General features: G+C 70.8%; 15 protein-coding genes. 9 read left to right on the top strand and 6 right to left on the bottom strand.

Annotation, left to right across the window (positions count from 1 at the left end):
* Nucleotides 1–6: 6 nt before the first annotated feature.
* A complete protein-coding gene (locus EXU32_RS03075) occupies nt 7–459 on the bottom strand; it encodes a CoA-binding protein (RefSeq protein WP_431603040.1) in 453 nt (150 codons plus the stop codon).
* A gap of 174 nt (nt 460–633) precedes the next feature.
* Here EXU32_RS03075 and EXU32_RS03080 point away from each other — a divergent pair, with 174 nt between their 5' ends.
* Together EXU32_RS03080 and EXU32_RS03085 are read left to right on the top strand one after the other, a co-directional pair.
* The gene (locus tag EXU32_RS03080) at nt 634–1,761 is read left to right on the top strand and encodes a nucleotide sugar dehydrogenase (protein WP_130631023.1); all 1,128 of its coding nucleotides are present in this window, start codon (nt 634–636) and stop codon (nt 1,759–1,761) included.
* Nucleotides 1,762–1,821: 60 nt separating this feature from the next.
* The gene (locus tag EXU32_RS03085; protein WP_130628580.1) at nt 1,822–3,000 is read left to right on the top strand and encodes an acyl-CoA dehydrogenase family protein; all 1,179 of its coding nucleotides are present in this window, start codon (nt 1,822–1,824) and stop codon (nt 2,998–3,000) included.
* A 383-nt stretch (nt 3,001–3,383) separates the two neighbouring features.
* Here EXU32_RS03085 and EXU32_RS03090 read toward each other — a convergent pair whose 3' ends face one another.
* Nucleotides 3,384–4,244, bottom strand: a complete 861-nt coding sequence (locus tag EXU32_RS03090; protein ID WP_130628581.1) for a 3-hydroxybutyryl-CoA dehydrogenase — start codon at nt 4,242–4,244, stop codon at nt 3,384–3,386.
* A gap of 96 nt (nt 4,245–4,340) precedes the next feature.
* Here EXU32_RS03090 and EXU32_RS03095 point away from each other — a divergent pair, with 96 nt between their 5' ends.
* From EXU32_RS03095 to EXU32_RS03105, 3 genes are read left to right on the top strand one after another with little or no spacing between them, the layout of a single operon-like run.
* On the top strand, nt 4,341–5,078 hold the full coding sequence (locus EXU32_RS03095) for a (Fe-S)-binding protein (protein WP_165399559.1): 738 nt from the start codon (nt 4,341–4,343) through the stop codon (nt 5,076–5,078).
* On the top strand, nt 5,075–6,553 hold the full coding sequence (locus EXU32_RS03100; RefSeq protein WP_130628582.1) for a LutB/LldF family L-lactate oxidation iron-sulfur protein: 1,479 nt from the start codon (nt 5,075–5,077) through the stop codon (nt 6,551–6,553). Before EXU32_RS03095 ends, EXU32_RS03100 begins: the two co-directional genes overlap by 4 nt.
* Complete coding sequence (locus EXU32_RS03105) at nt 6,550–7,173, top strand: LutC/YkgG family protein (RefSeq protein WP_130628583.1); 624 nt, start codon at nt 6,550–6,552, stop codon at nt 7,171–7,173. The genes EXU32_RS03100 and EXU32_RS03105 overlap by 4 nt, the downstream gene beginning before the upstream one ends.
* Here the strand turns inward: EXU32_RS03105 and EXU32_RS17400 are convergent, their stop codons facing one another.
* Nucleotides 7,174–8,616, bottom strand: coding sequence for an LCP family protein (locus EXU32_RS17400; protein WP_242612867.1), 1,443 nt, complete (start codon nt 8,614–8,616; stop codon nt 7,174–7,176).
* Nucleotides 8,617–8,732: 116 nt separating this feature from the next.
* Between EXU32_RS17400 and EXU32_RS03115 the strand changes: the two genes are divergently transcribed.
* Nucleotides 8,733–9,689: a glycosyltransferase family 2 protein gene (locus EXU32_RS03115; protein WP_130631026.1), complete on the top strand. Its 957-nt coding sequence runs from the start codon at nt 8,733–8,735 to the stop codon at nt 9,687–9,689.
* Nucleotides 9,690–9,707: 18 nt separating this feature from the next.
* A complete protein-coding gene (locus EXU32_RS03120) occupies nt 9,708–11,858 on the top strand; it encodes a SpoIID/LytB domain-containing protein (protein WP_130628584.1) in 2,151 nt (716 codons plus the stop codon).
* On the opposite strand, the gene EXU32_RS03125 is transcribed toward EXU32_RS03120, so the two are convergent.
* Both EXU32_RS03125 and EXU32_RS03130 read right to left on the bottom strand, forming a co-directional pair.
* Nucleotides 11,845–12,531 carry a CoA transferase subunit B gene (locus EXU32_RS03125; RefSeq protein WP_130628585.1) on the bottom strand — a complete coding sequence of 229 codons (687 nt, stop codon included), beginning with the start codon at nt 12,529–12,531 and terminating at the stop codon, nt 11,845–11,847. The genes EXU32_RS03120 and EXU32_RS03125 overlap by 14 nt on opposite strands.
* A gap of 1 nt (nt 12,532) precedes the next feature.
* A complete protein-coding gene (locus EXU32_RS03130) occupies nt 12,533–13,339 on the bottom strand; it encodes a CoA transferase subunit A (protein WP_130628586.1) in 807 nt (268 codons plus the stop codon).
* Nucleotides 13,340–13,629: 290 nt separating this feature from the next.
* On the opposite strand from EXU32_RS03130, the gene EXU32_RS03135 reads away from it, so the two are divergent.
* Nucleotides 13,630–16,170, top strand: coding sequence for a peptidoglycan-binding domain-containing protein (locus EXU32_RS03135; protein ID WP_130628587.1), 2,541 nt, complete (start codon nt 13,630–13,632; stop codon nt 16,168–16,170).
* Between the two features lie 42 nt (nt 16,171–16,212).
* Here the strand turns inward: EXU32_RS03135 and EXU32_RS03140 are convergent, their stop codons facing one another.
* Nucleotides 16,213–16,917, bottom strand: a complete 705-nt coding sequence (locus EXU32_RS03140) for a TIGR03089 family protein (protein ID WP_130628588.1) — start codon at nt 16,915–16,917, stop codon at nt 16,213–16,215.
* Nucleotides 16,918–16,966: 49 nt separating this feature from the next.
* Between EXU32_RS03140 and EXU32_RS03145 the strand changes: the two genes are divergently transcribed.
* Entirely contained in the window at nt 16,967–19,069 is a 2,103-nt protein-coding gene (locus tag EXU32_RS03145) for a hypothetical protein (RefSeq protein WP_130628589.1), read from the top strand.
* The last annotated feature ends 7 nt before the right edge of the window (nt 19,070–19,076 follow it).

Below are 19,076 nucleotides of genomic sequence, written 5' to 3' on the forward strand. Positions count from 1 at the left end.
GCTCGGTCAGCGGGAGGCGCCTTCGTTGCGCAGCTGGCGCCACTCGATCTTGGGGCAGGTGTCCATGACGACGAGCAGCCCCGCCTCGCGGGCACGGTCGGCCGCGGCGGGGTCCTCGACGCCCAGCTGCATCCAGATGGCGTCGATCTTGAGGCGGTCCTTGTTGGCGATGACCTCGTCGACGACGGCTCCCACCTCCTTGCTGTTGACGAAGAGGTCGACGACCTTGACGTCACCATCGGGGATGTCGGAGATCGTCGCGTAGCCGGTGTCGCCGTCGACCTCCTCGGCCTCGGGGTGGACCGGGACGATCGCCTTGTGCATCTCGTGCTTGAGCCACCTGGCGACGCGGTGGGCGTCACGCTCGGTGTTGTTGCTCAGCCCGACGACCACCCAGGTGCCGGGGTCGGCGATGAGACGTCGCATCGTCTCCGTGTCGTTCTTGTGCGTGAGGCTCATGTGACCCATCCAACGCTCCCCGAGGACGGGAATCAACGGTCCACGCCATGCTGTTCATGGAATGTCCTCCTCCTTCGGTCATACTGCGCCGAGGAACCACCCGCCACCAAGCTCCGTGAGGATCATGTGACTACCAAGATCGCCGTCGTCGGGACGGGCTACGTGGGCCTGTCCATGGCCGTCCTGCTGGCCCAGCACAACCACGTGGTCGGATTCGACATCGACGCCCGCCGCGTGGAGATGCTCAACTCCGGCCGCAGTCCGATCCACGACGAGCAGATCGTCGACTTCCTGGCCAACCGCGACCTGGACCTGACCTTCACCCTCGACAACGAGCAGGCCTACGCAGACGCCGACTTCGTCGTCATCGCAACCCCGACGGACTACGACCCGGACACCAACTACTTCGACACCTCGTCGGTCGAAGGCGTGGTGCGCGATGTCATGCGGATCAACCCGCAGGCGGTCATGGTCGTCAAGTCCACGATCCCCGTCGGCTTCACCGCCAGCCTGAGCGAGCAGCTGGGCACGGACAATCTGGTCTTCAGCCCCGAGTTCCTGCGCGAGGGCCAGGCGCTGCACGACAGCCTGCACCCCAGCCGGATCGTCGTCGGCGAGGTCAGCGACCGCGGCCAGCAGTTCGCCGACCTGCTCCTGGGCGCCGCCGAGGACAGCGACACCGCCGTGCTGCTGACCCACTCCACCGAGGCCGAGGCGATCAAGCTCTTCGCCAACACCTTCCTGGCCATGCGGGTGGCGTACTTCAACGAGCTGGACACCTTCGCCGCGCGACTGGGCCTGGACACCCGCCAGATCATCGACGGAGTCGGCCTGGACCCGCGCATCGGCACCCACTACAACAACCCGTCCTTCGGGTACGGCGGCTACTGCCTGCCCAAGGACACCAAGCAGCTGCTGGCCAACTACGAGGACGTCCCGCAGAACCTCATGCAGGCCATCGTCGACTCCAACCGCACCCGCAAGGACTTCGTCGCCGAGGACATCCTGCGCCGCGAGCCCAAGGTCGTGGGCGTGCACCGGCTGATCATGAAGGCCGGGTCCGACAACTTCCGCGCCTCCTCCATCCAGGGGATCATGAAGCGCCTGAAGGGCAAGGGCATCGAGGTCATCATCTTCGAGCCGGCCATGGAGGAGGAGACCTTCTTCGGCTCCCGCGTCGTCCGCGACGCTGAGGCCTTCAAGCGCGAGGCCGACGTCATCATCGCCAACCGCCGCACCACCGACCTCGCAGACGTCGCCGACAAGGTCTACACCCGCGACCTCTTCGGCACCGACTCCTGACCCGAGCCTGCGCCGGACGTCCGGGACCGGGTCGGCGAGGCACGGGTAGCATCAGGCTCCGTGAGCGCGAACCCAGACTTTGACCTGTTCCGGACCAACGAGGACCACGAGGCCATCCGCGAGGCGGTGAGGGCGGTCGCCGAGGCGAAGATCAAGCCCTTCGCCGCGGAGGTCGACGAGGAGTCCCGCTACCCGACCGAGGCCAACCAGGCGCTCATCGCGAGCGACTTCCACGCGGCCCACGTCGCCGAGGAGCACGGCGGCGTCGGTGCCGATGCGCTCGCCGTCTGCATCATCATCGAAGAGGTCGCCCGGGTGTGCGCCTCCTCGTCCCTCATCCCGGCCGTCAACAAGCTCGGCTCGATGCCCGTCATCCTCGGCGGGTCCGACGAGATCAACGCCCGGTACATGCCGCGCCTGGCCAAGGGCGAGGGCTTCAGCTACGGGCTGTCCGAGCGCGAGGCCGGGTCCGACACCGCCGGCATGAAGTGCAAGGCCACCAAGGACGGCGACGACTGGATCCTGGGCGGCCAGAAGGCGTGGATCACCAACGCCGGCGAGTCCGAGCTCTACACCGTGCTCGCCGTCACCGACCCCGACGGCGCCCGCGGCAACAACATCTCCGCCTTCGTCGTCGAGAAGTCCGACGAGGGCTTCGGCTTCTCGGAGAAGGAGCGCAAGCTCGGCATCAAGGGATCGCCCACCCGCGAGCTGCACTTCGACAACTGCCGCATCCCCGGCGACCGCATCGTCGGCGCCGAGGGCGAGGGGCTGAAGATCGCCCTGCGCACCCTCGACCACACCCGCGTCACCATCGGCGCCCAGGCCGTCGGCATCGCCCAGGGCGCCCTCGACGAGGCCCTGGCGTACGTCAAGGAGCGCAAGCAGTTCGGCAAGAACATCGCCGAGTTCCAGGGCATCCAGTTCATGCTCGCCGACATGGCGATGGAGCTCGAGGCCGCCCGCCAGATGGTCTACGTCGCCGCCGCCAAGTCCGAGCGCCACGACGCAGACCTGTCCTTCTTCGGCGCCGCCGCCAAATGCTTCGCCTCCGATGTCGCGATGAAGGTCACCACCGACGCCGTCCAGCTGCTCGGCGGCGCCGGCTACACCCGCGACTTCCCGCTCGAGCGGATGATGCGCGACGCCAAGATCACCCAGATCTACGAAGGCACCAACCAGGTGCAGCGGATCGTCATGGCACGTCAGCTCCTCAAGGGCCTGCCGACCGCTCGCTGAGCCCTCTCCCTTCGCCGCCCCGATCGGTTCGTCGCCCCGATCGGGTACGCCGCCTCGATCGGGTACGCCGCCTCGAGGATGGGGTGGCGCACTGAAAAGTCCGGACCGCTCTACGCATACGTCACGTTGCGTAGACGGTCCGGACTTTTCTTGATGCGCGCCACTCCACACTCGAGGCGGCTTCCCCCCTTGGGCCCGTCGTCGTTGTGCACACCCGGTCCCCCCGAGAGGGTGGGCCGGGCGCGCACAACGACGCCAGGCAGCGACGAGGTCACTGAGGGCGTGGGTGGAGGTCGGGGCGGCCCGACTCATGACGCAGGCCGTTCACGGCCGGAGTCTTGGGGCCGTCCGAGCCTCCATCCGCACCCGGACGTGCGCGTCGGTCAGCTGTCGTAGGTGTAGAAGCCGCGGCCGGACTTGCGGCCCATCAGGCCGGCGTCGACCATGCGCTGCAGGAGCGGCGGGGGAGCGTAGAGCGGCTCCTTGAACTCCTCGTAGAGGGACTGGGCGACGGCCATCGTGGTGTCGAGGCCGATGAGGTCGGCGAGGGCGAGGGGGCCCTGCGGGTGCGCGGCGCCCAGGACGAAGCCCTGGTCGATGTCCTCGGCCGTCGCGAAGCCCGACTCGTACATGCGGATCGCGCTGAGGATGAAGGGGATCAGCAGGCTGTTGACGACGAAGCCGGCCCGGTCCTGGCAGGTGATCGCGTGCTTGCCGAGCTCACCGTCGACATAGGTGCGGGCCCGCTCGACGGTGTCGTCCGCCGTCATCAGCGAGGGGACCAGCTCGACGAGCTTGAGGACCGGCACCGGGTTGAAGAAGTGCACGCCCAGCACGTTGGAGGGCCGCTTGGTGACTGTCGCGAGCTTCATGATCGGGATGGAGCTGGTGTTGGAGGCGAGGATCGCGTCGGGTGACGTGACGATCTCGTCGAGCTGCTTGAAGAGCTCGACCTTGGCCCCCTCGTCCTCGACGATCGCCTCGACGACCATGTCGCGGTCGGCGAGGTCACCGAGCTCGGTGACGACGCGGATGCGCCCGAGTACCTCGTCGGCACTGTCGAGGCGGCCGCGCTCCTCCGCGCGGCGCAGCGACTTCTCCAACCGGCCGCGTCCCGCGTCGGCGCGCTCCTGGCTCGACTCGACGACGATGACGTCGGAGCCGGCCCGGGCGCACACCTCGGCGATGCCGGCACCCATGAGGCCGCATCCCACGACCCCGATCTTCTGCAGCGTGTTGTCCATGGACTGCACGATATGTCGATGTGACGCGACGCACAGCACCGGGTCTGGGGCATAGCCTGAGGACCGACCGCCGAACATCGATGAAGGGGGCCACGCATGCGGGTCGCGCTCATGGCCACGTGCATCGGGGACACGATGTTCCCCGATGTCGCCAAGGCCACTGTCACCGTGCTCGAGCGGCTGGGGGTGGACGTCGACTTCCCTGCGGCACAGACCTGCTGCGGCCAACCGATGATCAACACCGGCTACTTCGACGAGGCCGAGCCCGTGGTGCGGGCCTACCACCGGGCCTTCGCGGACCACGACGCCGTGGTGCTCCCTTCGGGCTCCTGCGCAGGCTCGGTGCGCCACCAGCACGAGATCGTCGCCCGGCGCTCCGGCGACGCCGGCCTGGTGGCCACCGTCGAGCGCCAGGCCCCCCGCGCCTACGAGCTCAGCGAGTTCCTCGTGGACGTCCTCGGGGTGACCGACGTGGGCGCGAGCTTCCCCCACACCGTCGCCTACCACCCGACCTGCCACTCGCTGCGCATGCTCGGGGTCGGCGACCGGCCCCGCCGCCTGCTCGAGGCGGTCCGCGGGCTCGAGCTCGTCGACCTCCCGGGGGAGCGGGAGTGCTGCGGCTTCGGTGGGACCTTCGCACTCAAGAACGCCGAGGTGTCCAGCGCCATGGGCCAGGACAAGGCCGCCGGCGTCGTCCACTCCGGGGCCGAGGTGCTCGTGGCCGGCGACTCGTCATGCCTCATGCAGATCGGCGGGGTCCTCTCCCGCCAGCGAGCCGGGGTGCGCACCATGCACCTGGCGGAGGTCCTCGCGGCGCAGGAGGAGACGGCATGAGCACCGACGCACCGACCTTCCTCGGGATGCCGCCCTTCCCCGAGGCGGCCCACGAGGCGCTGGGCAACGAGCAGCTGCGCCGCAACCTGCACCGGGCGACGAGCACGATCCGGGACAAGCGGGCCCACGTCATCGACGAGCTCGACGACTGGGAGGGGCTGCGGACCCGGGCGGCTCTCATCAAGGACACGGCGCTGCACGACCTCGACCGGTACCTCGTCGAGCTCGAGGAGCAGCTGGTCGCACGCGGCGTCACGGTCCACTGGGCCCGCACCGCCGAGGAGGCGTGCGACATCGTCGGTGACATCGCGCAGTCGCACGACGTCAGCGAGGTGGTCAAGGTCAAGTCCATGGCCACCCAGGAGATCGAGCTCAACGAGGCGCTCGAGGCGCGGGGCATCTCCGCCTGGGAGACCGATCTCGCGGAGCTCATCGTCCAGCTCGGGCACGACCTGCCGAGCCACATCCTCGTGCCGGCCATCCACCGCAACCGCACCGAGATCCGCGACATCTTCCGTTCCGAGATGGGGCAGGTGGGCCGCGCCGCGCCCGAGGACCTCACCGACGACCCGGCGGAGCTCGCCGAGGCGAGCCGGCTGCACCTGCGCGAGAAGTTCCTGCGGGCCCGCATGGCGGTGTCCGGGGCCAACTTCGCGGTCGCCGAGACCGGGACCCTCGTCGTCGTCGAGTCCGAGGGCAACGGCCGGATGTGCCTGACCCTGCCCGAGGTCCTCGTCAGCGTCGTGGGGATCGAGAAGATCGTGCCGACGTGGGACGACCTCGACGTCTTCCTCCAGCTGCTCCCTCGCTCGAGCACCGGCGAGAGGATGAACCCCTACACCTCGACGTGGTCCGGGGTCACCGAGGGCGACGGCCCGCAGGAGTGCCACGTCGTGCTGCTCGACAACGGCCGCACCCGCGCGCTCGCCGACGAGGTCGGCCGGCAGGCCCTGCGGTGCATCCGCTGCTCGGCCTGCCTCAACATCTGCCCCGTCTACGAGCGCACCGGGGGGCACGCCTACGGCTCGGTCTACCCCGGACCGATCGGGGCCATCCTCAACCCCCTGCTGAAGGGGGTGGGGCACGACGAGCAGGTCGACTCCCTCCCCTTCGCCTCCAGCCTGTGCGGGGCCTGCTACGAGGTCTGCCCGGTCAAGATCGACATCCCGACCGTCCTGGTCGACCTGCGTGCGCAGGTCGTCGACGCCCACCGTGAGGACCGGCGCCCGCACGCGGAGCCGGCCGTGATGCGGGCCAGCGCGTGGGCCCTGAGCTCCTCGCGTCGGATGGCCCTGGGGCAACGGGCGAGCGGGCTCGCCGGAGCGGTCCTGGGGCGGGTCAGCCGCCGGACCAACTCGTCCGGACGACAGGTCCTGGGCTGGCTCCCTTCGCCCGGCTCCGCGTGGACCCGCACCCGGGACCTGCCGGTCCCACCCACAGAATCCTTCCGACGCTGGTGGAAGAGGACCCGATGAGCGCGCGCGACGAGATCCTGGCCGCGGTCCGCGAGGCCGTCCGGGACGCCCCCCGTGGCCAGCCACCCGCCCCGCAGCCCACGGTGCCTCCCGTCGACCGGGCGGCGATGCTCGAGCGCTTCGCCGAGCTCGTCGCGGACTACCGGGCCACCGTCGTCAGGTGCGAGTCCTCGCAGGTGTCCGTTCACGTCCTGAAGGCACTGCGTGACGCGCAGCGGGTGATCCTGCCCGAGGGGCTGCCCGAGGCCGTCGTCGAGGCCGTCGTCGGGCGGTTGGCCGAGGACGCCGTCGCACGGGACGCGGCCGACCACGGCGAGCTCGAGGGCTTCGACGCGGTCGTCACCACGTGTGCGGCCGGGATCGCCGCCACGGGGACCGTCGTCCTCGACCACGGTGAGGGCCAGGGCCGCCGGGCCCTGACCCTCCTGCCGGACCTGCACGTGTGCATCGTGCGCTCCGGGCAGGTGGTCCCCGACGTGCCCGACGCCGTCCGGCGGCTGGACCCCCAGCGGCCCCAGACGTGGATCAGCGGACCGAGCGCCACGAGCGACATCGAGCTCAGCCGCGTCGAAGGCGTGCACGGCCCCCGGACGCTCGTCGTGCTGCTCGTCGGTGACTGATCAGGAGTCGCTGGGCTGCACCACGACCGGACGGTCCTCGCGCAGGTCGTCGAAGAGCTGCTTGGACTTCGCCTCGTCCCACTGGACCGCGGTGCCGGCGGGAGTCGGCAGCGCGTTGTTGGAGACCGGGACCGTCACGGAGTACCCGTCGCCCTTGGCGATCGAGCGGAAGGCCCAGAAGGCCCGCGCGGTGCCGAAGAGCGAGTCGTCCTCACCCACGGTGAGTGCTCCGGCGCTCTTGGTGCCGATGGAGTGCACCTTCCAGGGCTGGAGGACGGTGCTCGGCGTGGCGATCTTGCCCATGAGGGCACCGAGGAACTGGCGCTGGCGCTTGGCCCGACCCAGGTCGCCCTCCGGGTCGGAGTAGCGGGCACGCACGTAGCCGAGGGCGTTCTTGCCGTCGAGGACCTGGCAGCCCTTCTTGAGGTTGATGTGCGCCTTCTCGTCGTTCATGTCGTTCTTGACGCAGATGTTGACCCCGTCGACGGAATCGACGACATTCGCGAAGCCGCCGAAGCCGATCTCCATGTAGCCGTCGATCTTGAGGCCGGTGCTCTGCTCGATCGTCTGACCCAGCAGCTTGGGCCCGCCGATGCTGAAGGCCGCGTTGATCTTGTTCATCCCCTGGCCGGGGATCTCCACGTAGGAGTCGCGAGGGATCGACATGAGCGTCGACTTGCCGCTGCCGGTGTGCAGCACGAGGATCGAGTCGGTGCGTGCGCCTCCGGTGTCGGAGCCGGTACCCAGCCGCTTGCGGTCCTCGGCCGACAGACCGGCGCGCGAGTCGCTGCCCACGAGCAGCACGTTGCGGCCCTGCCCGCCCTGCGGACGATCGCCATCGGGGGTGGCATCGACCTTGGCGACCTCGTTCCACGCGGAGTTGACCGCCCAGACCATGCTGCCGCCCCAGAGGAGCGCGAGGACCAGCACGACGGTGAGGAAGGTGCGCATCGGTCGGCGACGACGGCCGGAGGGGCCGCCCGCGTCACGAGGGCGGTCGGCGGGACGTCGTGGTCCCGACCCTCCGGGTGGAGGGGTGCGGCGCTGCGGCCGCTCCGGCCGGTCAGCGGTCGGGCGCGAAGGGGGAGTGCCGGCCGGCATGACCCGCGTGCGGGGCTCCTCGGTGGGCCGGCGACCAGAGGACGAGCGAGGGGCCTGACCCTGGCGAGGGGTCTGACCCTGGCGAGGGGCCTGGTCCTGGGGGCGGGCCTGGTCCGGGGGGGGGGGGCGCTGCGCCCGGGGGCGCGGGGCCTGCTCGGCGGGGTCGGGACGACGAGGGCGCTGGCGCTTGCCGGTGGGGATCGCGCGGGCGTCGTCGCCGCTGCGCGGACCCTTGCGGACGTCGAAGGTCATCGCGTCGTCGTCGGGACGACGGGGTCTGGGGCGTCGGCCGCTGGGGCGCTCGCCGGCGGGCCGGCCGGGACGGGGGGGACGATCAGGCATGTCAAGGAGGATAGGAGCAAAGGCTGGCACCCCGCCGTACGAGAGCGGCGAGTCCCCGAGGAAGCGACGATGACCTTGTCCATACTGAGGGCGTGCCTCCCCGTGTCAGCGTGATCATGCCCGTCCTCAACGAGTCCCGGCACCTCGCCGACTCGGTGGCGATGGTGCTCGACCAGGACTGGCCCGGCGAGCTGGAGCTCGTGCTGGCCCTCGGCCCCTCGAGCGACGCGACCGACGAGATCGCGGCCCGGCTGAGCGCCGCCGACCCTCGCGTGCGGACGGTCCCCAACCCCTCGGGGCGCACCCCCGAAGGCCTCAACGCCGCGATCGCTGCATCGACCGGCGAGATCGTCGCCCGCGTCGACGCGCACGCGGAGATCCCCCGTGACTACCTGCGGGACGCCGTGGCGGTCCTCGAGGAGACCGGCGCGGACAACGTGGGCGGGATCATGGACGCGGTCGGGGTCAGTGCCCTGGAGCGGGCGATCGCCTGCGCGATGAAGAGCCCGCTCGGGGTGGGCGGCTCCCGCTTCCACGTCGGGGGCACGGCAGGCGAGTCCGACACGGTCTACCTCGGGGTCTTCCGCAGGGAGGCCCTCGAGCGGGTCGGTGGCTACGACCCGCACTTCGCCCGGGCCCAGGACTGGGAGATGAACCACCGCATCCGCACGACGGGTGGGCGCGTGTGGTTCACGCCGGACCTGGTGGTCACCTATCGACCGCGCTCGAGCCTGTCGACGCTCGCCGACCAGTACTTCAACTACGGCCGGTGGCGCCGCGTCGTCGCGCGCCTCCACCCCGGCACGGCCAACTCCCGGTACCTCGCGCCGCCCACGATGGTGGTGGGCACCGTCGCCGCGACCCTGGTCGGTCTCGCCTGGCGCCCCGCGTGGCTCGTCCCGGTGGGGTATGCAGCGGGCGTCACCCTCGGTGGATGGGCCATCTCGAAGGGGGAGGACCCGGCGGTCCGCGTGCGGGTCCCCGTCGCGATCGCGACGATGCACTGGTCGTGGGGCCTGGGCTTCATCACCTCCCCGTCCCACCTGTCAGCAGGGCTGTCCACGACGGACTGACCGGTGCACAATCACGGCATGCCGGACCCCCTTCGCCGTCGCTGCCTCACCGCCCTCCTCGGCACCGTGCTCACCGTGTCCCTCGTCCTGGTGCCGTCGACCGGAGCGCGCGCCGCGACCACGTCGGCAGCAGCCGACCACGCGGTCTCGTCCGCCGCACCCGGTCCGTGGACCTTCAGCGGGGCCGGGTTCGGCCACGGCGTCGGCATGAGCCAGTACGGCGCGCTCGCGCAGGCGAAGGCCGGTCGCAGCGCGCAGCAGATCCTGGCCTTCTACTACCGGGGGACGACCTACGACGCCGTACCGGACACCCAGACGATCCGGGTCAACATCGTGCGTGGGCGGACCTCGACGTCCGTCGTGGGCCGGACGCGCTCGAGCGGAGGTGGCGCCGTGCGGGTGACTGCGGGACAGACGAGCATGCGGGCGGACCCGGGGCAGACGATCTCCATCGGGCGCTCGGGAGCCGCCGTGGTCGCCACGTGCTCCACGTGCACCCCGACGTCGATCCGCGGCACCTCGATCACCGCGACCTGGGACGAGCAACGCACCGAGCTGTCCGTCTCGGGTCGGCGCTACCGTCACGCCCCCTTCGTCATCACGCCGACACCGGGTGCGGCCACGCTCGAAGGGGTCCTGCACCTCCGGCTGGCCGACGAATACCTCGATCAATTGCGCGAGGTGCCTTGGTCCTGGCCGGCCGCCGCACTCGAGGCTCAGGCGGCCGCCGCCAGGGCCTACGCGGTGCGCAAGGTGTCGGCAGGCGTGCGGGCCGAGTGCGCGTGCCACGTGCGGGACGGAGTCAGCGACCAGGTCTACGGCCCTGTCCCGCTGGGCGGCGAGGCCACGTACTGGTCGCGTTGGCAGTCGGCGGTGGCAGTCGGTGGGAGCTCGACGACCGGATACGTGCCTCGGTACCAGGGTCAGGTCATCGAGGCCCTCTACTCGTCGTCCTCGGGCGGCCGCACGGTCAACAACGAGGACGTCTGGCCGGGCGCCCCCGTGCCATACCTGCGGGGAGTCGCTGACTCGTGGAGCACCACTGCGGACAACCCTCGACGCACGTGGAGCGCCTCGGTGACCTCGGCGCGCCTGGCCTCGGCCTTCGGCCTGCCCGACGTCGCGTCGCTCGACCTGTCCGAGCGCACGAGCGCCGGGACCGTCCGGCAGGCCCTCGCGACCTCGAGCGCCGGGACGACCAGGACCCTGGGTGGCGACGAGATGCGGCGGGCCGTGGGGACCTCGTCAGCGGCCATCCACCGCCCGACCACTCGCGTCGCCGGGTCCACCCCGCCGGACCTCGCCGCCGCGTCCGCACGCACCGCACCCCTGAGCGCGAGCACCGTCGTCATCGCGAGCAGCTACGAGGCGGATGTCGCGCACCTTGTCATGGCTCGTCCGTTGGCCGGGTCGCTCCAGGCGCCGCTCCTGCTGAGCGGGCGCAGCCAGCTCACCGCGGCAACCCGCCGTGAGCTGGATCGCCGCGGCTCGCGGGTCAGGCGCGCCTACCTCGTGGCCGGGGGACCCATGGTTGGCACCCCCGTTGTTGCCGAGCTGCGCGCCCGGGGTATCTCGGTGACGCGTGTCGGGATGAGCAACAAGGACTACACGTCCGCCGCGATCGTCGACCTCATGGCGCAGGGCGGAACGGTGACGAGGGCGGGCGTGACGACGGCGTCGTCGCTTCTGGAGGCCAGCGCCTTCTCCGCCGTCGCGGGCCTGCGCCACGAGCCCATCGTGTGGGCCGAGTCGACAGGTGTCGGTCCGAGGAGCACCGCGGCCCTGATCCGGGCCGGGGCGCGCTCGGTGCGGCTGCTCGGGTCGACGACGAAGGTCCCGCCAGCGGTCGAGGCCGACCTCGTGCGTGACGGCTTCCGCACCTCGCGCTTCGGGGCCGCCACCTCGTCGCAGGTCTCGGCAGATCTGGCGCACTACTTCCGGCGCAGCTATGCAGGCACGAGCGTCGTCCTGGCGAGGACCTCGTCAGGCCAGACGAGCGACGCGGCCCTCGCGGCGGGGCTCGGCGCCCCCGTTCTCGTGGTGTCCTCGTCCGCATCGTCCCCGACGACCGGTCTCGTGCAGCGCAGCCCGCAATGGCCTCTCGTCGTGGCCTTCGGCTCGACCACGAGGGTCACGGCCACAGCCCTCGCCCGGGTCAGGGACGCCTGACCGGCGAGGGCTGCGGATGGCCCGGCGGTGGTCGTCGGTCGAGCTCGACCCGCAGGTCGGCTCCGGTCTTGGCGATGACCTCTTCGGTGGTGATGCCGGGGGCGAGCTCGCGTAGGACGAGGCCGTCGTCGGTGATGTCGATGACGGCGAGGTCGGTGATGATGCGTTGGACGACGCCCTTGCCGGTCAGGGGCAGCGCGCACTCGCGGACGATCTTGTGTGATCCGTCCTTGGCGACGTGTTCCATGAGGACGATGACCTTTTTGGCGCCGTGGACGAGGTCCATCGCGCCGCCCATGCCCTTGACCATCTTGCCGGGGATCATCCAGTTGGCGATGTCGCCGTTCTCGGCGACCTGCATGGCGCCGAGGATCGCGGCGTCGACCTTGCCGCCGCGGATCATGCCGAAGCTGGTGGCGGAGTCGAAGATGGAGGCGCCCTTGCGCAGGGTGACGGTCTCCTTGCCGGCATTGATCAGGTCGGCGTCGACCGCGTCATCGCTGGGGTAGGCACCGACGCCCAGGATCCCGTTCTCCGACTGGAGCACGATCTCGACGTCGTCGGGGACGTAGTTGGGCACGAGGGTCGGCAGGCCGATGCCCAGGTTCACGTAGTCGCCGTCGGTCAGCTCGCTGGCAGCGCGGGCGGCCATCTCTTCACGGGTGAGTGCCATGTCAGGCCTCCTTATTGCTCGTGACGGTGCGCTTCTCGATGCGCTTGTCGGCGGCCTGCTCGGGGGTGAGCTGGACGACGCGGTGCACGTAGATCCCGGGCAGGTGGATCGAGTCCGGGTCGAGCTCGCCCGGCTCGACGAGCTCCTCGACCTCGGCGATCGTCACGCGACCGGCCATGGCGCACAGGGGGTTGAAGTTGCGGGAGGTGGTGCGGAAGACGAGGTTGCCGTGACGGTCGCCCTTCCAGGCGCGCACCAGCGCGTAGTCGGTCGCGATGGCTTCTTCGAGGACGAACTCGTGCTCCTCGGTGGTCGTGGTGCCGTCTGCTTCTCGGCTGGCGACGGCGAAGGTGCGCGTCTCCTTGGCGGGGGAGGAAAGGGTGACCGCGCCCTGGTCGTCGTAGCGCCAGGGCAGGCCGCCGTCGGCGATCTGGGTGCCGACGCCGGTGCGGGTCCAGAAGCCGGCGATGCCGGCTCCGCCGGCCCGTAGCTTCTCGGCGAGGGTGCCCTGGGGCGTCAGCTCGACCTCCAGCTCACCGGAGAGGTACTGCCGCGCGAACTCCTTGTTCTCCCCGACGTAGGAGGAGACCATCCGTCGGATCTGGCCTCCGACGAGCAGGACGCCCAGGCCCCAGTCGTCCACGCCGCAGTTGTTGGAGACGCACTCGAGGTCACGCACCCCCTTCGTCTGGAGTTGCGCGATGAGCACGCTCGGGATGCCGCACAACCCGAACCCGCCCACCGCCAGGGTTGCGCCGTCGGGGATGTCCGCGACGGCCTCGGCTGGGGTGGTGACGACCTTGTCCATGCCGCCACCGTATCCGTCAGGACCACCCCGGCGAGTGTGGGGGCAGGACATGAACCAGGCAGCCACGCGGGTGCGGACGACACAGCCCGGACGCGTGGTGCGCGTCGGGCACTTGGCAGCAGGAGTGAATTACAGGGACGTAACTACCCCCGTGGGGCTGGCGTGTCAGGTGTGACTCGTGGAATAAGAGTGACTGGTTGTGATGGCTGGGAGCACTGTGGCAAGTGTGACGAGACCGAGCAGCCACCCCTGATCGGGTCCCCTGCCCGCGTCCACACAAGGAGCCTCGCGTGTCTCGTTCCGTCCGCATGGTCGGCGCTGTCCTCATCCCGGCCTTCACCCTGCCGCTGGCTGGCACAGCCACCGCTCGCAGCGTTGACATCCCGCCGCCGCCGACGAACAAGAACCTCCCGAAGGAGCTCGACGTCGCGTCGCCGTACCTCCCGCAGTCGGTGTGCGACCCGACGCCGAAGCCCGGCGTCACGGCCTTCGCCCGGTTGATGGCCAACAACTACGACGAGTACAACTACGGCATCTCCCGCGCCTGCAACTACGGCCTCACGGAGCACTCCGAGGGACGCGCGCTGGACTGGATGCTCGACGCCTCCGACCCGCGTGAGCGGGCCGTCGCCGATGGCGTCCTGTCTTGGCTCCTGGCACCGGACTCCGAGGGTCGACCCGCAGCGATGGCGCGCCGCTTCGGGATCATGTACATGATCTTCGACCGCCAGATCTGGGGCACCTACCAGATGGAGGACGGGTGGCGCCCCTACAACGGCAGCAGCCCGCACACCGACCACATCCACTTCAGCTTCAGCTGGGACGGCGCGATGCAGCGCACGTCGTGGTGGACCGGGGCCGCGTGGACAGGTGTCACCCAGGGTCCCGGCGGTCCCGTCGTGCCGCTCCCGGACGCGACCTCGTACCCGACCCTGCGCGAGGGGGCGTCCGGTCCGGACGTCCAGCTCGCCCAGAAGGTCATCGGCGTCACGGCCGACGGAGTCTTCGGTCCGGCGACCAAGGCGGCACTGCGCACCTGGCAGAGCAAGAACGGCGTCGCGGTCACCGGGGTCCTGGACGAGGCCACCTGGGACGCGATGGTGAGCAACGGGGACATCCCGGCCCGTGGCGCAGCCACGCCCGGGGGCGCGCTCGACAAGTACCTCAAGACCACCATCCGCCTGGGGTCCACGGGGGACTCGGTCAAGGCGCTGCAGCGTGAGCTGAAGGTGACCGCTGACGGTGCCTTCGGTCCGCAGACCGAGCAGGCGGTCAAGGCCTTCCAGAAGGCCAAGCAGCTCAAGGTCGACGGCGTCGTGGCCCCCAACGTGTGGCGCGCGCTGGCTGGCCTGTCCTACACCAAGGACGGTGCGACCTCGGGCACCGCCACTGGTCTGGACGCGTACCTGACGACGACGATCCGGTCGGGTTCGCGTGGGGATGCGGTCAAGGCGTTGCAGCGGGAGCTGAAGGTCACGGCTGATGGTGCCTTCGGTCCGCAGACCGAGCAGGCCGTGCGTACCTTCCAGAAGGCCAAGCAGCTCAAGGTCGATGGTGTCGTCACCCCCAACGTGTGGAAGGCCCTGGCGGGCAAGACCTACACCAAGGACGGTGCGACCTCGGGTGCCACCACTGGTCTGGGTGCCTACCTGACGACGACGATCCGGTCGGGTTCGCGTGGGGATGCGGTCAAGGCGTTGCAGCGGGAGCTGAAGGTCACGGCTGATGGTGCCTTCGGTCCGCAGACCGAGCAGGCCGTGCGTACCTTCCAGAAGGCCAAGCAGCTCAAGGTCGATGGTGTCGTCACCCCCAACGTGTGGAAGGCCCTGGCGGGCAAGACCTACACCAAGGACGGTGCGACCTCGGGTGCCACCACAGGTCTGGGTGCCTACCTGACGACGACGATCCGGTCGGGCTCGCGTGGGGATGCGGTCAAGGCGTTGCAGCGGGAGCTGAAGGTCACGGCTGATGGTGCCTTCGGTCCGCAGACCGAGCAGGCCGTGCGTACCTTCCAGAAGGCCAAGCAGCTCAAGGTCGATGGTGTCGTCACCCCCAACGTGTGGAAGGCCCTGGCGGGCAAGACCTACACCAAGGACGGTGCGACCTCGGGTGCCACCACAGGTCTGGGTGCCTACCTGACGACGACGATCCGGTCGGGCTCGCGTGGGGATGCGGTCAAGGCGTTGCAGCGGGAGCTGAAGGTCACGGCTGATGGTGCCTTCGGTCCGCAGACCGAGCAGGCGGTCAAGGCCTTCCAGAAGGCCAAGCAGCTCAAGGTCGACGGTGTCGTCACCCCCAACGTGTGGAAGGCCCTGGCAGGCAAGACCTACACCAAGGACGGCGCGACGAGTACGCCGACGACCCGCCCGGCGAGCGCCAAGGTCGTCACCACGACCGAGTTCGACAAGCTGCGCTCGACGGTCCTGGCCAACGGTGCTCGTGGCGCCGAGGTCAAGGTGCTCCAGCGCGCACTGGGCGGCATCGCGGTGGACGGCTCCTACGGCAGTGGCACCGTCAAGGCGGTCCGTGCCTTCCAGGAGCAGGAGGGCCTGCGGGTCACCGGCATCGCCGACGAAAAGCTGTGGATCATGCTCGAGCGGCGTGCCTACCCCTTCCTGCGGTACCGCAGCACCGTCCTCAAGCCGGGCTCGTCGGGTCAGGCCGTCCGCGCCCTCCAGAGCGCGCTGGGCCTGGAGGCGGACGGCAGCTACGGCTCGGCGACGAAGGCCGCGGTCCGTGAGCTGCAGGCGCGTCACAAGCTCACCCGGACCGGCTATGTCGGCAGCGTGACGTGGCAGGCCCTCGAGCGCGAGATCCGCTCCAAGAGCTGACGCGCGACGGCCGCCGAGGGCGTCACCGCGACCGCACGTCGGTCAGGCGGTGACGCCCTCGGCGTCTGCCCGGCGGGCGAGTGTCTGCTCGTCGGTCGGACCCAGGTGGACGACCAGCGAGCCCTGCGCCGACCACACGGTGAGGGCCGTGCGCAGGAGGGCCTCGACCGACGGGTCGACGAGCTGGACCCTCGCCCCCTTCGCCGTGGGGGTGCTCGTGGCGCCGAGGTCCTCATAGCTCGTCTCCTGCCCGGCCACGCGCAGGGCGATGTCATCACCCTGCGGCTCCGCCCAGGCCGCGAAGAGGTCGCCGTGGGTGGACAGGTCGGCCGCCTCGTCCATGACCCCGTCGGGGAGCGGCACCCCTGCGCTGCGGGCGAGCGCGGCCCGCGTGACGAGCACGGCCGGCCCGTCCTGGGGCAGCCGGGCCGGGTCGTCGGTCACGACCAGGTCGGGCGAGCCCTCGCCGTCGAGGTCGAGCACGGCGCCGACCGACCAGATCGCCCACGCCCAGTAGGCCAAGCGCCAGTGCGGCCGCATCGCGAGGTGCACGACGGACCCGGGCTCGATGTCCCACTCCTCCTGCAACGCATTGGCCGCCTTGCTGACCCAGTTGCCCAGGACCCGCGCCGACAGCTCGACCCGCTCGCCGGCCGTGGGGCCGGGCAGGTCGTCGTAGCAGGTGATCCGCGGCGCCGCGGAGTCGGTGCGCTGGAGCGTGGCGAGGACCTCTGCAGGAGTGGACATGGGCCCAGCCTACGAAGGGAGGGTCGCACCGGCGGATACCGTGGCCGCCGTGGACACCCCGACGGCCGAGCGCGCAGACCTGGCCCCCCTGCTCGAGCGCACCGTCGTCGCAGCGGGACTGTGGGTGGTCCTCCTGGGCTTCGTCGGCTCCGTCATCGCCTGGCTCGGCGCGTGGATCCCGGCCGTGGGCTTCACGACGGCGCTCGTGACGGCGGCGCTGGCCGTGCGTCTCTCGCGGCATCTGCCCGCGCCCGCGGGGCGACCGCTGGGACCGGCGGCCGCGGGCGCACTCGTCCTCGGGGTGATCGCGGTGACCGTCTGGACGGGTGCGACGCACTCCGAGCAGGTTCTCCCACGTCGGGACTCCGCGAGCTATCTGCAGGCGACGATCTACCTGGCCGAGACCGGCAGCCGGCCGGTGGCCGTCGATGCCGCGACGATCGGTGGGCCGCAGACCCTCGCCGAGGACGGGCTGACCCTCGAGGCCCCCGCCTTCTACGAGATCGGTTCCCCGGCCGACCCCTCGGTGCAGCCGCAGTTCATGCCCGGCCCGGCACTGGTCTACTCGCTGCCGTGGTGGGCAGGCGGGTCGACCGCCACGTTGTGGACCCCCGCCGTCATCGGTGGCCTCGCGCTGCTGGCCATCGGTCTGCTCGTCGGTCGGGTCGTGGCACCGTCCGCCGCGGCGCCGGCCGCACTGCTGGTCGGTGCCTGCTTCCCGTGGCTGCACACGGCTCGCTCCACCTACTCCGAACCCCTCGCCGGCCTCACGCTGGGCGCCGGGTTCCTCGCCCTGACCCTGCTCCTGCGGGCAGCCGACGACACCCGCGAGGAGTCGGCTGCGCAGACTGCGGACCGGAGGTTGCGGGGCGCGGCGCTGGTCGCCGGTGCGCTCATCGGGGGGACCGCGATCGTGCGCATCGACGCACTGCGCGAGACGATGCTGCTCATCCCCGTCGCGGCCGTGCTGCTTGCGAGGTCGAGGGGCTGGGCACGTCATCTCCTGGGCGGTGCGGTCGGCACCACCCTCGCGGGTTTTGCCGTCGCCGGCGTCATGAGCTGGCGCTACCTCGGCGAGATCGGCGGGTCGCTCGTGCCGCTCGTCGGACTCGTCGTGCTCATGTCGATCGGCTGCTGGTGGCTGCTGCGCCGCGCTCGCGCCGGCTGGTCACTGCCGGATCGGCTCACGGCCCGCCTGCCGGTGGTCCTTGCCGGGGCAGTGGTCGTCGTCGGCGTGCTCCTGGCCCTGCGGCCCTCCTTCATGACGACTCGTCAGGACCCGCGCGACCCCGGGGCCATGTACGTCGCCCGCATGCAGGCCGAGCTGGGTCTGCCGATCGACGGCGGTCGCACCTATGCCGAGCACTCCGTCGACTGGCTCGCGTGGTGGATCGGCCCGATCGCCGTCACCATCTCCCTCGTGGTGCTGGCGGTCCTGGCCCATCGCCTCGGGACCTGGTGGGCGAAGGGAGGTCCCCTCCCGGCGTGGAGCGCGGCCCTCGTGGTCACGACCGGGTCGACCCTGCTGACGCTGGTGCGTCCGGGGATCACGCCGGACCACCCCTGGGCCGACAGGCGGCTGCTCATCGCCCTTCCCCTCGCGCTGGTCCTGTGCGTCGCCGCGGCATGGTGGGCCGGGGCCCGCGCCCGGGAGCGGTGGGGGAGCGCGGCGGGTGCCACCGTCCTCGTCGTCCTCCTGGCCGCGACCGCCGTCCCGACCGCCATGGCGACGTGGCCCCACCGCGCCGAGCGGGTGGAGGCTGGCGGGCTGGCCGCTGCCAGGACGTACTGCGACGCGCTCGAGCCGGACGACGTCGTGCTGGCCGTGGACGACTGGGCGGTCAACCACTGGACCCAGGTGACCCGGGGCATGTGCGGGGTGCCCTCCGTGGCGACGACGGGCAAGCTGCGGGACGACCCCCAGCAGGTCCTCGCCGCCGCCAGACGACTGGACGAGCGCGTCCGCGCGCGCGGCGGCAGGGTGCTGCTCGTGGCCCACAAGGAGCCGCAGACCTTGCAGGACCTGGGTGCCACCGACGTCCGCGTGGTCCTCGACACGCAGCTCATGGAGGACGCCCAAGAACTGACCCGCAGGCCCGAGGGGCTGGACCCGTTGCGCCTCGTCGTGTGGACGGGTCGCGTCCCGCGATGACCACACC

This window comes from Janibacter limosus (genome assembly GCF_004295485.1).
In the GTDB taxonomy this organism is placed as follows: domain Bacteria; phylum Actinomycetota; class Actinomycetes; order Actinomycetales; family Dermatophilaceae; genus Janibacter; species Janibacter limosus_A.

Coding starts and splice junctions, on each gene's coding strand:
- EXU32_RS03090 (WP_130628581.1), bottom strand. CDS start 4,244: ATGGACAACACGCTGCAGAAGATCGGGGTCGTGGGATGCGGCCTCATG.
- EXU32_RS03075 (WP_431603040.1), bottom strand. CDS start 459: ATGAGCCTCACGCACAAGAACGACACGGAGACGATGCGACGTCTCATC.
- EXU32_RS03095 (WP_165399559.1), top strand. CDS start 4,341: ATGCGGGTCGCGCTCATGGCCACGTGCATCGGGGACACGATGTTCCCC.
- EXU32_RS03105 (WP_130628583.1), top strand. CDS start 6,550: ATGAGCGCGCGCGACGAGATCCTGGCCGCGGTCCGCGAGGCCGTCCGG.
- EXU32_RS03125 (WP_130628585.1), bottom strand. CDS start 12,531: ATGGCACTCACCCGTGAAGAGATGGCCGCCCGCGCTGCCAGCGAGCTG.
- EXU32_RS03130 (WP_130628586.1), bottom strand. CDS start 13,339: ATGGACAAGGTCGTCACCACCCCAGCCGAGGCCGTCGCGGACATCCCC.
- EXU32_RS03120 (WP_130628584.1), top strand. CDS start 9,708: ATGCCGGACCCCCTTCGCCGTCGCTGCCTCACCGCCCTCCTCGGCACC.
- EXU32_RS03080 (WP_130631023.1), top strand. CDS start 634: ATGGCCGTCCTGCTGGCCCAGCACAACCACGTGGTCGGATTCGACATC.
- EXU32_RS03115 (WP_130631026.1), top strand. CDS start 8,733: ATGCCCGTCCTCAACGAGTCCCGGCACCTCGCCGACTCGGTGGCGATG.
- EXU32_RS03140 (WP_130628588.1), bottom strand. CDS start 16,917: ATGTCCACTCCTGCAGAGGTCCTCGCCACGCTCCAGCGCACCGACTCC.
- EXU32_RS03100 (WP_130628582.1), top strand. CDS start 5,075: ATGAGCACCGACGCACCGACCTTCCTCGGGATGCCGCCCTTCCCCGAG.
- EXU32_RS17400 (WP_242612867.1), bottom strand. CDS start 8,616: ATGCCTGATCGTCCCCCCCGTCCCGGCCGGCCCGCCGGCGAGCGCCCC.